This is a genomic window from Novosphingobium sp., from assembly GCF_024642085.1.
GTDB lineage: Bacteria > Pseudomonadota > Alphaproteobacteria > Sphingomonadales > Sphingomonadaceae > Novosphingobium.
Map to the genome: position 1 here is coordinate 1 of NZ_JAHEBV010000063.1, position 13,698 is coordinate 13,698.

Sequence of the window (13,698 nt, forward strand, 5' to 3'; positions counted from 1 at the left end):
CGACTATAAGAAGCTCGGCGTGGAGCCAGAGAAATTGACCAATTGGGTGGCGGCCAAGGGCACCGATATGGTACTCAACAAGCGCGGGACGACATTTCGCCAGCTCGATGATGCCGACAAAGCGGAGATCGACGATGCCAAAGCCGTGCGGCTGATGGAAGCAAACCCGTCGATGATCAAACGCCCGATCGTAGAATATCCCGGCGGCTTGCTGGTGGGCTTCACACCCCACGCATGGGACGCTGCGCTTGGTTAAGGGGAGCGGGCGGTGAACACGCTCGAAATCATCGCGGTTGTTCTGGGACTGGCCAATATCAGCTTGTTGGTGCGGCGCAGCATCTGGAATTACCCCTTCGGCATGGCGATGGTGGCGCTATACGCCGTCATCTTCTTTCAGGCGCGGCTTTATAGCGAGGCGGGCCTGCAGATATTCTTCTTTCTGGTGCAGGGTTATGGCTGGTGGCTGTGGGCGCGGGCAGGGGGAATGGAACATGCGGTTGCGGTCCGCTGGCTTGGATGGCTCGCACGGGCCGCGTGGCTGGTCGCAATCGCGGTTATGGCAGCATTGCTGGCTACTGTGATGGGCCGCTTCACCAATGCAGCCATGCCCTTTGCCGATGCCTCGATCACGGCGGGCAGTATCGCGGCGCAATTCCTGCTATCCTATCGCCGGATTGAAAACTGGGTGCTGTGGATCATTGTCGATATCGCCGCGATTGCGCTGTATATTGTGCGCGACCTTCACCTAACTGCGGGGCTGTACGGCGCCTTTCTGGTGCTGTCGGTGCTGGGCCTCAGGGAATGGATCAGGTCCAATAGCCAAAGCGGGCTACCAGCGTGATCAGGGTCTGTTTCCATGGCGCGGAAAGCACCGGCAAGTCAGTGCTTGCGCGCAAGCTTGCGGCTGAATGGGAATGCCCGCTGGTGCCGGAATATGGGCGCGCGTATGCCGAAAATGTCTCCACTGATTTCACGCCGGACGATTTGCTTGCAATTGGCCGCGAGCAGAACCGGCTGATGCAGGTGGCCTGCGCTGACAGGCCGCCGCTGGCCTTGCTCGACACCGATCCATTGATGACTGCTGCGTGGTCCGACATGCTGTTTGGCGATGTTCCGAGCGCGCTGCTCGCTTATGACAAGGCCGAGCTATATCTATTGTTTACGCCCGATGTGCCGTGGGTAGCAGATGGCACACGTCTGTTTGGAACGCACGAGCTGCGCGGCCAGTTTGCGGCAACGGCCCGCACCATGCTGGAACGTTCCGGAGTTCCATTTGAAACAATTACCGGTGGCTGGGCCGCGCGTGAAGCTCAGGTGAGGGCGGTCATCGCCCGGGCGCAAACGATATAGTTGAGCGCCAGATCGCCGGATAAATGCAGGCCCTTCAGCGGCGAAAACCCGATCCCTTGCGGCTCGCCAGCTTCCAGCCCGGCTTCTTGCAGCAACTGCGCAAGTTCCTCTGGTGTGATGAAATCTTCCCAGTGATGTGTGCCGCGCGGGATCATGCCCACAGCTTCAGCGGCTTCGACCAGCAGCAGCCGCGAGCGGGCCGTGCGGTTGGGGGTGGAAAGGATCAATAGCCCGCCCGGTGCCAGCCGCGCAGATAATTGCGCGATGAAGGCCGGCTTGTCTGCAACATGCTCGATCACTTCCATCGCAGTAACCAGATCGAACTGCCCAAGGCCGCGCGCGCCCAGCTCTCCGGTCAGATAGCGAATATCGAGCCCGGATCCTTGTGCATGCGTGCTGGCTGCTGCCACATTTTCCGCTGCCGCATCGACGCCAGTCACCGCTGCGCCCAGACGGGCCAGCGGTTCGCACAGCAGGCCCGCGCCGCAACCGACATCGAGCGCGGACTTGCCCGCAAGCGGCCGGGCGCTCTCAGGATTGCCGCCCCATTGCAGGTCGATCGCCTCGCGAATATAGGCCAGCCGCACCGGACCCAGCTTGTGGAGCATGGCAGAGGACCCTTCAGGATCCCACCAGTCCTGCGCCAGCGCGCCGAAATGCGCCGCTTCGCTGGGGCGGATCGTTTCATTTGTTACAGTTGCATCGACCATGTTCCCTCCCTAACAGCGCGCGAGGACAGGTTCCAGTAAAGAGGCAACAGGGTATTGGCCCGGATAGTGATGAAATTCGGCGGCACGTCGATGGCGGGGACCGAGCGTATCCGCCGGGTCGCCAATATCGTGCGGCGTCAGCAGGCCGCCGGGCATTCGGTGGCGGTGGTGGTGAGCGCCATGGCGGGCGAGACGGATCGGCTGGTCAATTTCTGCCGCGAGGCCAATGCGCTGTATGACCCGGCCGAATATGATGTGGTGGTGGCCAGCGGCGAACAGGTAACTTCCGGGCTACTGGCTTTGACGTTGCAATCGCTCGGCTGCAAGGCGCGCAGCTGGCTTGGCTGGCAATTGCCGGTCAGCACAATCGAAGCTCATGCCAAGGCGCGGGTCGAGTCGATCGATTCTGCGGCATTGATTGCGGCGATGGAGGCGGGCCAGATTGCGGTCATTCCTGGCTTTCAGGGCGTTTCTGCTGACGGGCGGATCACCACGCTGGGCCGCGGCGGGTCGGATACTTCGGCGGTTGCCGTGGCTGCGGCGATCAAGGCCGATCGCTGCGATATCTACACCGATGTCGACGGGGTCTACACCACCGATCCGCGCATTGTGGCCAAGGCGCGCAAACTCAAGGCTGTGACCTATGAGGAAATGCTCGAGCTGGCGTCGGTGGGCGCAAAAGTGCTCCAGACCCGGTCGGTCGGTTTGGCGATGAAGGAAGGCGTGCGGGTGCAAGTCCTGTCCAGTTTCATCGATGATGATGCCACGCCAGCGGATGAACTGCCCGGCACCATGATTGTCTCCGAAGAGGAGATGGAAACGCTTTTGGAGGATGGTGAAATGGAACGCCAGCACGTTACCGGCATCGCGCATGACAAGAATGAGGCGAAGATCATTTTGACCCGCGTCCCCGACAAGCCGGGGGCGGTGGCGCATATTTTCGAACCGCTCGCCAATGCGTCGATCAATGTCGACATGATCATTCAGAATGTGGGCCGCGACAAGGGCGAGACCGACGTGACCTTTACTGTGCCGCAAACCGATCTGGCCCGCGCGCAGGCGCTGCTGGAAGACCAGCGCAGCAATATCGGCTTCAACCGGATCATCACTGACAGCAAGATCGCCAAGATCAGTGTGGTCGGCGTGGGGATGAAAAGCCATGCGGGCGTTGCCGCAACCATGTTCAAGGCACTGGCCGAGCGCGCGATCAATATTCAGGCCATTACCACCAGTGAAATCAAGGTCAGTGTCCTGATCGACGAGGACGAGACCGAACTGGCGGTCCGTGTGCTGCACACAGCCTATGGGTTAGACGCGAAAGACGAAGCGGCGTAGCCCGGGCCAGGTGCTTCAAACACCCGATCCGCGAGCAGCGTCATGAGCGCCGCTTCGGGACCAATAGCTGGCGATATCTGACGGCTTGAAGTCACTGATATGCAAAGACCCCCGGCATCGCTGCCAGGGGTCCCTTGCGACCCTAAGGTATGCCGTTCCTAGTTTACTGGTGGTGCGCCGTTTTTCAGACGTACCATCGTGCCCTTTATACGTCGAACCGGTCGGCGTTCATCACTTTGGTCCATGCAGCGACGAAATCCTTGACGAATTTCGCTGCATTGCCGTTCTGGGCATAGACTTCAGCTACAGCGCGCAGCTGCGAATTCGAACCAAAGACAAGGTCAGCGCGGGTTGCAGTCCACTTGGCGGCACCGGTCTTGCGATCGGTCCCAACAAATTCTTCCCCGTCAGCGCCAGTGGCCGACCATTTGGTCGACATATCGAGCAGATTGACGAAGAAGTCGTTGGTCAGCTGCCCCTTGCGGTCAGTGAATACCCCATGCGCGCTATTACCAGTGTTGGCCCCAAGCACGCGCAAGCCGCCTAGCAGGACAGCCATTTCGGGAATCGTCAGCCCGAGCAGGTCAGCCCGCTCGACCAGCATTTCCTCGGTCGAAACGCTCAGCTTGCCTGAACGGTAATTGCGAAATCCGTCGGCCAGCGGCTTCAGCCAATCGAAGCTTTCGGCATCGGTGTGCTCTTCGCTGGCATCGCCGCGGCCACCGGTGAAAGAAGCGTGGACGCTGTGCCCGGCATCCTTGGCAGCTTTTTCCACCGCTGCTGTACCGGCCAGAACAATCGCATCGGCCATCGACAGACTGCCGCGCAGTTCATCGATTTTGGACAGCACCTTGCCCAGCTCAGCCGGGTCGTTGACTGCCCAGTCTTTCTGCGGAGCAAGCCGCACACGGGCACCATTGGCGCCCCCGCGATGGTCGGTTCGGCGATAGGTTGAAGCCGAAGCCCAAGCCGCTTTGACCAGTTCGCTCACTGTCAGCCCGCTGCCCAGAATAGCTGTCTTGAAGGCTACAACATCTGCATCTGAAGGCTTGGTGCCTGCTGGGACAGGGTCCTGCCAGATCAGATCTTCGGCTGGAACTTCAGGCCCGATATAGCGCGACTTGGGGCCCATGTCGCGGTGGGTCAGCTTGAACCATGCGCGCGCGAAGGCATCCTTGAATGCCTCGTGATCTTTCATGAAGCGCTCGGAAATCTTGCGATATTCCGGGTCCATCTTTAGCGCCATATCGGCTGTGGTCATGATTGTGGGAACCTTCTTGGAAGGATCACCAGCAGAAGGCGCAAGGTCTTCCGGATCAGGGTTGACCGGGGTCCACATATTAGCACCCGCAGGGGACTTGGTCAGTTCATAATCGTATTTGAACAGCAGCCGGAAATAATTTTCCGTCCATTCAAATGGGGTATTGGTCCACGGACCTTCGATCCCCGATGTGATTGCATCATCAAGCACGCCGGTACCGCCGGGGTTGGCCCAGCCGAAGCCTTGTGCAGCCATATCGGCACCCTCGGGCGCAGGCCCCAGCTTGCCGGCATCGCCATTGCCGTGGCATTTACCAAACGTGTGCCCACCTGCCGCCAGCGCGACGGTTTCCTCGTCGTTCATTGCCATGCGGGCGAAGGTTTCCCGCATGTCGCGCGCCATCCCGGTCATGTCATGGGGATTACCGCCAGGCCCTTCCGGATTGACGTAAATCAGACCCATCTGGATCGCGGCAAGTGGACCTTCGAGGTCCCAGTTCTTATCCGGCTGGATCCGGGTCTGCGCGCCCGTGTTGACCCATTCGTCTTCGGTGCCCCAATATACTTTTTCCGGATAATAGACGTCGGGACGTCCGCCTCCGAAGCCGAAAATGGGGCCGCCCATCGATTCGATTGCGACATTGCCTGCCAACACGAACAAATCGGCCCAGCTCAGCGCATCGCCATATTTCTGCTTGACCGGCCACAGCAAGCGGCGGGCCTTGTCGAGATTGCCGTTGTCGGGCCAAGAGTTGAGCGGGGCAAACCGCTGCTGGCCTTCGCCAGCACCGCCGCGCCCGTCCGAAACACGATAGGTCCCGGCCGCATGCCAGGCCATCCGGATGAAGAACGGACCATAATGGCCATAATCGGCTGGCCACCAATCCTGGCTGTCAGTCATCAGCGCTGTCAGGTCTTCCTTCAGCGCCTTGTAGTCAATCGACTTGAACGCTTCGCTGTAGTCGAAATCGGGGTCCATCGGGCTGGGCGAGATCCCGCGATCGGTAATCATGCCAAGCGGCAGCGCATCCGGCCACCAATCCTCATTCGTGCGCCCGGTCAGCGGGCGCGTACCCGCGCCGGTAAAGGGGCAACCATTTGCCTGTGGATCTGCTTCGGCCATATTTTCGACTCCTTTGAAAATAGAATATACGAAAGGTTTACCAGATCACCCGCCATTACTCGAAACGATTAATAGCATCAGCATGATCGGATAATCCGATTATTGACTCTGTTTGAAAACGGCTGACTTTGTGCCTTGTTCCGGCAAATCTGACCCGCTTGCCCCGGCGTCATGAGCGCCCTAATGCGCGGAACACAGATTTTCCGGAGTTTTCATGACAGCTTTCCCCAAAACTTCCGCCCTGATGCAGCGCGGGAGTGATTTTCTTGGCAGCGAATATGCCATCTTGTGCGGCGCGATGAGCTGGGTGAGCGAGCGCAATCTGGTGTCTGCGATCAGTAATGCGGGCGGATTTGGCGTAATTGCCTGCGGCGCGATGACGCCTGATTTGCTCGATACTGAAATCGCTGCGACCAAAGCGCTGACCGGCCGCCCGTTCGGCGTCAATCTGATCACCATGCATCCGGCACTGTTTGATCTTATTGACGTGTGCGCGAAGCAAGGTGTTACGCACGTCGTGCTGGCAGGCGGGATCCCGCCCAAGGGCAGTGTCGAGGCGATCAAGGCGTTCGGTGCCAAGGTAATCGTATTTGCGCCCACACTGGCGCTAGCCAAGAAGTTGCTGCGCTCTGGCGGCGACGCTCTGGTGATCGAAGGCATGGAAGCGGGCGGACATATTGGCCCTGTATCCACCAGCGTGCTGGCGCAGGAATTCTTGCCCGCACTGGCCGACGATCATCTGGTGTTTGTCGCTGGCGGCATCGGTCGGGGCGAGGCGATTGCGGGCTATCTTGAAATGGGCGCGGTTGGCGTGCAGCTTGGCACACGCTTCGCCTGCGCCAGCGAAAGTATCGCGCACCCAGCGTTCAAGAAGGCGTTTATCCGGGCTAACGCCCGCGATGCAATTACCAGTGTGCAGGTCGATCCGCGCTTGCCGGTGATCCCGGTTCGCGCGCTCAAGAACAAGGGCACTGAAGAGTTCACCGCCAAGCAGATCGAGGTTGCCCGTTTGCTTGACAGCGAAAGCATCGAGATGGGCGAAGCGCAGCTGCAGATTGAACATTTCTGGGCGGGCGCACTGCGCAAAGCGGTAATCGACGGGGATGTCGAAAACGGTAGTCTTATGGCCGGTCAGTCGGTCGGCATGGTCAAGCAAGAAGAACCGGTTGCAGACATCATCCGGCAGCTGATGGACGAGAGCGAAGCGGCCTTGGCGCGCCGCTAGGCCCCCGCCCTTCATCAGACTATTTCATCGACGTCGTTTCCAGCGCCTTGTCCTCATTGGCGCGTTTGATCAGATACTGGCGGATTGCTTCGGCATCATCCGGCGTCAATCCATCCTTGAAGGATACCATGCCATTGTGTTTGAGCGCGCCGCCCAGCACGATTGCCTTGATCGCATCAGCACTGGCAATCGCCCCTGAATGACGCAGGTCGGGTACCAGACCACCTGAGATCGCGGCATCGCCGTGGCAGACGACACAATAGCGCCCATAGAGGTCTGAGCCGAGTGCCACCTGTTCGGCCGTGCCGACAAACGGTGGCGGATCGAGCACTTGCTTGGCCATCGGCGGAATCGGCGGCAGCTTGGCAGTGCCGCCCAGCTTGAACACCAGCAAGCGGCTGATGTTGCGCGTAATGCCCGACTTGTTCACCACCGCGCCAGCCACCAGATCGTAAGCCCCGCCCCATCCGGCCAGCACAGCAACATATTGCTTGCCATCGATGAAGTACGTCATTGGCGCAGCCACGATGCCCGTTTGCGACGGGAAGCTCCATAATTTGGCTCCCTTGTCGGCGCTGTAGGCGACGAACTGGCTTGCGGCATTGCCCTGAAACACCAGATTGCCAGCTGTTGCCAGCGTGCCCCCGTTCCACGGACCCTTAAGCTCTACCGACCAGACCTTAGCCTGTTTGACCGGGTCCCAAGCCAGCAGCGCACCAGTAGTCATCGCCCGCGCAGCTGCGCGGGCAGCCTTGTCCGCAGGGATGGCTGTTTTTCCCGCGTCGAGGCCAATCTGGTAACCAATCGCTGACGGTTTCCAGTCTGACTGCGCCAGATAAGCCTGCGCGACCTGATTGGTCGGAATATAGACCAGCCCGGTCTTGTCGCTCATGCTCATCGGCTGCCACGTGTGTGCGCCCATCGCGCCGGGCAGCGAAATGAACGCCTTGCCGGTTTTTTCATAGCGCGCTTCCGGATTGATTGTCGGCTTGCCAGTCTTGGGATCAATCCCAGTGGTCCAGTTTTGGGTTGCAAATGGCTTCGCGTTGAGGAACTCGCCAGTCTTGGCGTCAAGCACGTAGAAATAGCCGTTCTTGGGTGCATGGAGCGCGACATGACGCTTCTTCCCGCCTATCTCCAGATCGGCGAGCATAATCTGCGCATCGCTGTCAAAGTCCCAGCGGTCCTCTGGCGTTTCCTGGAAGTGCCAGCGATAGGTACCGGTATCGGCATCGACCGCGACGACCGAGGCTGTGTAAAGTGCATCGCCAACACCGCGGTCAACCGCGTTCGGGTTCCACGGTTCGGCATTGCCAGTGCCAAACAGCACCAGATTGGTCTGCGGATCATATGTGATCGAATCCCACACCGTTCCGCCGCCGCCCAACTTCCACCAATCGCCGCCCCAGGTCTTGGCGGCATCTTCCATGGCTTTGGCGTTAGGGCCTTCTTGATCAAAGCCATCGGCAGGGTTCCCGGGCACAGTGTGGAAGGTCCACACCTTCCGGCCGGTCATCCAGTCGAACGCAGAGATTGAACCCCGTGCCTTGTATTCCGCCCCGCCAGAGCCGATCAGTACCAGCCCCTTGGCCACACGTGGTGCGCCGGTGATAGTGTAACTCTCCTGATCGGGAACGGCGAGTTTGGACCAGACCACCTTGCCATCAGACTGGTTGAGCGCCACCAACCGCCCATCGAGCGTCGCAATGAAGACCTTGTCACCATAGAGCGCAACACCGCGGTTGACCGCGTCGCAGCACGCCCGCACCACCGTTTCGCGCGGGACCTGCGGATCGTAGGACCATTTGAGCGCGCCGGTTTTGGCATCGTATGCGAAAACTTTTGACCATGCACTGGTTACATAAAGTACCCCGTCATGCATCAGCGGCGTGGCTTCCTGCCCGCGCGCAGTATCAAGATCGGCGAACCAGGCCAGACCCAGGCCGGCCACGTTCTTGTCGCTGATCTGGGTCAGCGGGGAATCGCGCTGCTCATCATAGCCGCCGCCATAGGTGAGCCATTCATTGCCAACGCCAGCGTTGATCATCGCATCGGTAACACCTGTGGTTGCCAGCGATGGCGCTTCCGGAGTCCCTGGCTTGCTACAACCGCTGAAGGTCGCGATCATTGCCACTGCTGCGCTTGCTACGAACCATTTGCCCAATACCATCTCAGTCTCCCTAACGCGCCATTATTGGCGTCTACCGTTTCGCTGGTAATTTGCGAGGTGTTTTCGATCTTGTCCATTGCTGTGATTGGAAATCATTGCTCTTATGTTACCGGCGGTCAGTCTGCCCCAAGTTCAGGAGCCTTCCATGTGCGATGAAAACACGATTTCCAATTTTACCCGCGATGGGGGTGAAACCAGCTTGTCAAACTGGCGTGAACAAGTGAACCGGCGGCAGTTTGGTGCGCTTGGTGCAGCAGGGGCCGCAGCAACCTTGGCTGCCTGCAGCAGGGTCGATAGCGCAGGAATGGTGGCGCAGCCGCCGTTGACCGAAAGCAATGTGAAGATCACAACCGCTGACGGCACGATGGACGCCTTTTTCGTTCACCCTTCAACTGGTACTCATCCTGCTGTCATTTGCTGGCCCGATATTGCCGGGCTGCGTGATGCGTTCAAGATGATGGCGCGGCGCACAGCCGCGCAGGGTTATGCAGTTCTCGTTGCCAATCCCTATTACCGCGATGTTCCCGCACCGCAATTTGCCGACTTTGGCGCGTTCATGACCAATGGCGGTTTTCAGCAGGTCGGGCCGTGGCGCGCCAGGCTCACTGCCACCGCGATTATGCAGGATGCCGCAACGCTGGCTGACTGGTTCGATGCGCAGAGCGCGGTTGACAAGGACCGCGGGATCGGCACCGAAGGCTATTGCATGGGGGGGCCTTTCACGGTGTGGAGCGCCGCCGGCGTGCCCGGACGAATTCGCGGTGCGGCCAGCTTCCATGGCGGCGGCCTGGTCACGGAAGATCCGATGAGCCCGGACAAATTGCTGGTCAAATCACGCGCCAGCCACCTGTTTGCAGTGGCGCGCAACGATGATGCCAAAGCACCTGAAGTAAAAGGTGAATTGCGCGTTGCGGCGGAGGCTGCAGGCCGCCCGGCAGAGATCGAAGTTTACGATGGCGATCACGGGTGGACCGTGATTGACAGCCCGGCTTATGCCAAGGAAGCCGCAGAAAAGGCCTATGCCCGCAAAACGGCGCTCTACCAGAAACTTTAAGCCTGAACCGCGCCTATTCCTTGATCGCTGCCAGCTTCTTGGCGGTCACCAGTGTCTGGATTACAAACAGGACCACAAACACCACGCCGACAATGCCGACGAACATGTCAAAGCCGCTTAATCCGCTGGTCATTCCGGCGTTGTGCGGCAAGGCCATCATCAGCAACGTCATTGCGATCAGCACGAAGCGCAATTCGGTTGGCCCGGCGGCAAGATAGGAAAGTTTGAATTCGCCAGTCACATGGGTCGAGAGGAAAGCGTGGATCGAAAGCAGCAGATAACCTGCCAATGTGAACAGCGCGACATCGCTGCGCACCCATGGGCTGAGGCCAATACCGCCCAGGATCAGCAGCAAGGTCAGCCCGTCGCAGCTATGGTCAATGAAGTACCCGAACTTGGGCCGCTCAATCTTGCGAAACCGGGCAATGCTGCCGTCCAGCGAATCCCCGAACCATTGCACGCTGTACCCAACTATGCACAGCCATAGCCAGTCGCGCGAAAAACCGCTAAGCGCATAGCCGGCAAAGATAATAACTGCGCCAATAACGCCAATCAACGTCAGCAAGTCGGGTGTAACCCAAGCGGGCAAGCGCGGGCAAATCCAGTTAATGAGCCGCCGCTCAGATGCCGCCAGAACATTTTGTTGGATCCGGTTAACCGGCTGCTGAACGTCAGAATTGGGTTTAGACATCAAAACACTTCCACATCGGAAGTCTGCAAAAGGCCACCGGGCAACTCCCGCGCGTGTCATAGAACTGTAATTGCGCCATTGCCAACATAGTTACACGAGAAAATCACCAGCACCGATCTGTTGTGCTGCACGAATCTGGCGCGATTGTTTCCGGTTTTGCTTTGCCCAAAGCCATGCAGGCGCTACGATCTGAAATGGTAAAGGGGTTTATATCATGGGTATTTTTCTGATCGTTTTGCTGATGGTGCTGGTTATCTTTTTGATGATGGCGGTGCGTGTGGTAAAGCAAGGCTATGTCTATACTATCGAACGGCTGGGCAAATATACACTTGCCGCACAGCCGGGTATGCACATCATCATACCGCTGATCGACCGGGTCGGCCACAAGGTCAACATGATGGAGCAAGTGCTCGATATCCCGGGGCAGGAGATCATCACGGCAGATAACGCGATGGTCGGCGTTGATGCAGTGGTGTTTTTTCAGGTGCTCGATGCGGGTAAGGCAGCTTATGAAGTGTCCAGCCTGTACGGCGCGATCATGGCGCTGACGACGACCAATCTGCGCACGGTTATGGGCTCAATGGACCTTGACCATACTTTGTCCAAACGCGATGAGATCAATGCCCGGCTGCTGGTGGTGGTGGACGAGGCAACGTCGCCCTGGGGGGTCAAGATCACTCGGGTGGAGATCAAGGACATCCGCCCACCGGTTGACATTTCCGAAGCGATGGCGCGGCAAATGAAGGCAGAGCGTCTGAAACGTGCCGAAATTCTAGAGGCCGAAGGGGATCGCGCAAGCCGTATCTTGCGCGCTGAGGGCGAAAAACAGAGCGCCATTCTGTCTGCTGAAGGCAAGCGCGAAGCGGCATTCCGCGATGCTGAAGCGCGTGAACGTGCCGCTGAAGCGGAAGCCAAGGCAACGCAGATGGTGTCCGATGCGATTGCCGACAGCGGCAATGCTGCGATCAATTACTTCATCGCGCAGGAATACACCAAAGCGGTCGGCAAATTTGCCACTTCCCCTAACGCCAAAACCATCCTGTTTCCGATTGAAGCCACGCAGCTTATCGGATCGCTTGGCGGGATTGGCGAACTGCTGGGCGACGCGCTGAAACCGGGCACAGGTGATGTTACCGCCAAGGCTCCCCCACCTGCCGCGCGCGAACCGCGTCCTCTGCCGCGCAGCAGCGTTCCTTCCACCACGCCGCGATCCGGTGGCAGCCGCTGATGGAGGATCTGTTTTCATTTGATGCACATTGGGTGTGGTTGACGCTTGGTCTGGCTCTGGCCGCGCTCGAAATGCTGGTGCCGGGCGTCTATCTGATCTGGCTGGCAATTGCGGCGCTCATCACCGGGGTCATTACCTATGTACTGGACCCGGGCATTGCCGTGCAGGTCAGCAATTTCTTCTTCCTCGCGCTGATTGCGGTGTTTTCGGCGAAGCGGTTTTTGCACGACCGGCCGATCGCAAGCGCTGACCCGCTGCTCAATAATCGCGGCGGCCGAATGATCGGCCAGACCGCTATTGTCACCACGGCGCTTGCAGGCGGCGCGGGCAGGGTGCGCTACGGTGATGGGGAATGGAAAGCGCGCGGACCCGACCTGGCTGTGGGGGTTCAGGTGCGTATCGTTGGCACAGACGGGACCGAGTTGCTGGTCGAGCCCGCAGCACAGCTGATCAGCAGGGAACCGCCGCCTGCGGCAAGTTAAGCGCCGACCGGTTCACTCTGGCTGAAGCGGCCATGCTTGCGGTAACGCCGCATCCATCGGTCCAGAAACAGGCTCAGCGGTCGGGGTTCGACCCCCAGCTTGTCAATACCGGGATAGCGGCCCGAAGGCACATTGCCTGGCTGCAGCAAGATCCACTGGTCGCGCCCCATCGGCGTGCCCGGTACGGCCGCAAAGGCGCCCGACACAAGGTCCGGCACTTCGATGAAGGCGCGTTTGCGGCCCTGCGCCGCGGCAATCCGGTGATGCAGGTCGAGCATCCCGATCGCTTCGGGCCCGGCAATCTCGAACGTCTTGCCGCCATGCCGCGCCGGGTCACTCAGTGCAGCAACAACTGCATCTGCCGCATCGTCCACGAACAGCATCTGCAGCTTTGCGTCGGGCGCAAATACTGGCAGCACAGGCAATTTTCTGATCAAATTGGCAAACATGGTCAGGAAGGCATCGTCATCGCCAAAAAGCAGCGATGGGCGCAGGATTGCAGCCTTGGGAAATGCTGCCAGCACGTCCGCTTCTGACTGGGCCTTGGCGCGCGCATATTCGGCCTGCGATTCAAGATCCGCACCGATTGCACTGATGTGGACCATCGCCTTTGCGCCGTTACTGGCTGCTGCTTGCGCGACATTCTGCGCGCCGCCAGCAATCAGTTCCATCAAATCTCCGTCGAATGAACCGACCAGATTTACCACCGCGTCGGCCCCTTCTGCCGCTGCTGCAACGCTGCCAGCGCGCCGGACATCGCAGCGGACAAATTGCAGCTGGCCCAGATTGGCGAGCGGCTTGAGGTGATAGGCCTTTTCCGGGTGACGGCTGGCGATGCGCAGTCTTGCGCCCTGCTCCAGCAGCGCCTGCGCCAGATGCGTGCCAAAAAAGCCGCTGCCGCCGGTCATCACCACCAATTTGTCTTTCAGCGCCTTGCTGCCTGCCATTATGCCTACCTGCAGTTGTCTTTTCCGATGCGCGGGTGCGCGCCATCGCCATGCCTCAACGCCGCTTGCCCCGCAACCGTTCCTGCGCAAGAATGGTGTTTGGGCTACCGCTAAAGATGGGCC

The 13,698-nt window shown here is 59.4% G+C and carries 13 protein-coding genes; 8 read left to right on the forward strand and 5 right to left on the reverse strand.

Going from position 1 to position 13,698, the window contains the following annotated elements:
- The 3 genes from Q0L62_RS13040 to Q0L62_RS13050 all read left to right on the forward strand — a co-directional run.
- Positions 1-256: ArsC/Spx/MgsR family protein (locus Q0L62_RS13040; RefSeq protein WP_296680603.1), on the forward strand; the 256-nt coding region annotated here is incomplete at its 5' end.
- Between the two features lie 12 nt (positions 257-268).
- Entirely contained in the window at positions 269-841 is a 573-nt protein-coding gene (gene pnuC, locus Q0L62_RS13045) for a nicotinamide riboside transporter PnuC (protein WP_296680606.1), read from the forward strand.
- Entirely contained in the window at positions 838-1,350 is a 513-nt protein-coding gene (locus Q0L62_RS13050) for an ATP-binding protein (protein ID WP_296680609.1), read from the forward strand. The genes pnuC and Q0L62_RS13050 overlap by 4 nt, the downstream gene beginning before the upstream one ends.
- Here the strand turns inward: Q0L62_RS13050 and ubiG are convergent.
- Positions 1,311-2,060: a bifunctional 2-polyprenyl-6-hydroxyphenol methylase/3-demethylubiquinol 3-O-methyltransferase UbiG gene (gene ubiG / locus Q0L62_RS13055; RefSeq protein ID WP_296680611.1), complete on the reverse strand. Its 750-nt coding sequence runs from the start codon at positions 2,058-2,060 to the stop codon at positions 1,311-1,313. The two genes, Q0L62_RS13050 and ubiG, sit on opposite strands and share 40 nt — an antisense overlap.
- A gap of 69 nt (positions 2,061-2,129) precedes the next feature.
- Between ubiG and Q0L62_RS13060 the strand changes: the two genes are divergently transcribed.
- The gene (locus Q0L62_RS13060) at positions 2,130-3,395 is read left to right on the forward strand and encodes an aspartate kinase (protein WP_296680828.1); all 1,266 of its coding nucleotides are present in this window, start codon (positions 2,130-2,132) and stop codon (positions 3,393-3,395) included.
- Positions 3,396-3,600: 205 nt separating this feature from the next.
- On the opposite strand, the gene katG is transcribed toward Q0L62_RS13060, so the two are convergent.
- Positions 3,601-5,778 (reverse strand): catalase/peroxidase HPI, encoded by a 2,178-nt coding sequence (katG, locus tag Q0L62_RS13065; RefSeq protein ID WP_296680614.1) that lies wholly within the window; start codon positions 5,776-5,778, stop codon positions 3,601-3,603.
- Between the two features lie 214 nt (positions 5,779-5,992).
- Between katG and Q0L62_RS13070 the strand changes: the two genes are divergently transcribed.
- On the forward strand, positions 5,993-7,003 hold the full coding sequence (locus Q0L62_RS13070) for a nitronate monooxygenase (protein ID WP_296680616.1): 1,011 nt from the start codon (positions 5,993-5,995) through the stop codon (positions 7,001-7,003).
- A gap of 19 nt (positions 7,004-7,022) precedes the next feature.
- On the opposite strand, the gene Q0L62_RS13075 is transcribed toward Q0L62_RS13070, so the two are convergent.
- Positions 7,023-9,173 (reverse strand): PQQ-dependent dehydrogenase, methanol/ethanol family, encoded by a 2,151-nt coding sequence (locus tag Q0L62_RS13075; protein WP_296680617.1) that lies wholly within the window; start codon positions 9,171-9,173, stop codon positions 7,023-7,025.
- 145 nt (positions 9,174-9,318) lie between these two features.
- Between Q0L62_RS13075 and Q0L62_RS13080 the strand changes: the two genes are divergently transcribed.
- Positions 9,319-10,227: a dienelactone hydrolase family protein gene (locus Q0L62_RS13080; protein ID WP_296680621.1), complete on the forward strand. Its 909-nt coding sequence runs from the start codon at positions 9,319-9,321 to the stop codon at positions 10,225-10,227.
- Positions 10,228-10,240: 13 nt separating this feature from the next.
- On the opposite strand, the gene Q0L62_RS13085 is transcribed toward Q0L62_RS13080, so the two are convergent.
- Positions 10,241-10,918 carry a CDP-alcohol phosphatidyltransferase family protein gene (locus Q0L62_RS13085; protein WP_296680622.1) on the reverse strand — a complete coding sequence of 226 codons (678 nt, stop codon included), beginning with the start codon at positions 10,916-10,918 and terminating at the stop codon, positions 10,241-10,243.
- Positions 10,919-11,132: 214 nt separating this feature from the next.
- On the opposite strand from Q0L62_RS13085, the gene Q0L62_RS13090 reads away from it, so the two are divergent.
- Both Q0L62_RS13090 and Q0L62_RS13095 read left to right on the forward strand, forming a co-directional pair.
- A complete protein-coding gene (locus tag Q0L62_RS13090; protein WP_296680624.1) occupies positions 11,133-12,146 on the forward strand; it encodes an SPFH domain-containing protein in 1,014 nt (337 codons plus the stop codon).
- Positions 12,146-12,628 carry an NfeD family protein gene (locus Q0L62_RS13095; RefSeq protein WP_296680626.1) on the forward strand — a complete coding sequence of 161 codons (483 nt, stop codon included), beginning with the start codon at positions 12,146-12,148 and terminating at the stop codon, positions 12,626-12,628. The genes Q0L62_RS13090 and Q0L62_RS13095 overlap by 1 nt, the downstream gene beginning before the upstream one ends.
- Here the strand turns inward: Q0L62_RS13095 and Q0L62_RS13100 are convergent.
- The gene (locus tag Q0L62_RS13100) at positions 12,625-13,575 is read right to left on the reverse strand and encodes an SDR family NAD(P)-dependent oxidoreductase (protein ID WP_296680629.1); all 951 of its coding nucleotides are present in this window, start codon (positions 13,573-13,575) and stop codon (positions 12,625-12,627) included. The two genes, Q0L62_RS13095 and Q0L62_RS13100, sit on opposite strands and share 4 nt — an antisense overlap.
- Positions 13,576-13,698 lie beyond the last annotated feature (123 nt).

Excerpts from the sequence above, each read along its gene's own strand:
- ubiG (WP_296680611.1), bottom strand. The coding sequence starts at position 2,060 with ATGGTCGATGCAACTGTAACAAATGAAACGATCCGCCCCAGCGAAGCG.
- Q0L62_RS13060 (WP_296680828.1), top strand. The coding sequence starts at position 2,130 with ATGAAATTCGGCGGCACGTCGATGGCGGGGACCGAGCGTATCCGCCGG.
- katG (WP_296680614.1), bottom strand. The coding sequence starts at position 5,778 with ATGGCCGAAGCAGATCCACAGGCAAATGGTTGCCCCTTTACCGGCGCG.
- Q0L62_RS13070 (WP_296680616.1), top strand. The coding sequence starts at position 5,993 with ATGACAGCTTTCCCCAAAACTTCCGCCCTGATGCAGCGCGGGAGTGAT.
- Q0L62_RS13075 (WP_296680617.1), bottom strand. The coding sequence starts at position 9,173 with ATGGTATTGGGCAAATGGTTCGTAGCAAGCGCAGCAGTGGCAATGATC.
- Q0L62_RS13080 (WP_296680621.1), top strand. The coding sequence starts at position 9,319 with ATGTGCGATGAAAACACGATTTCCAATTTTACCCGCGATGGGGGTGAA.
- Q0L62_RS13085 (WP_296680622.1), bottom strand. The coding sequence starts at position 10,918 with ATGTCTAAACCCAATTCTGACGTTCAGCAGCCGGTTAACCGGATCCAA.
- Q0L62_RS13090 (WP_296680624.1), top strand. The coding sequence starts at position 11,133 with ATGGGTATTTTTCTGATCGTTTTGCTGATGGTGCTGGTTATCTTTTTG.
- Q0L62_RS13095 (WP_296680626.1), top strand. The coding sequence starts at position 12,146 with ATGGAGGATCTGTTTTCATTTGATGCACATTGGGTGTGGTTGACGCTT.
- Q0L62_RS13100 (WP_296680629.1), bottom strand. The coding sequence starts at position 13,575 with ATGGCAGGCAGCAAGGCGCTGAAAGACAAATTGGTGGTGATGACCGGC.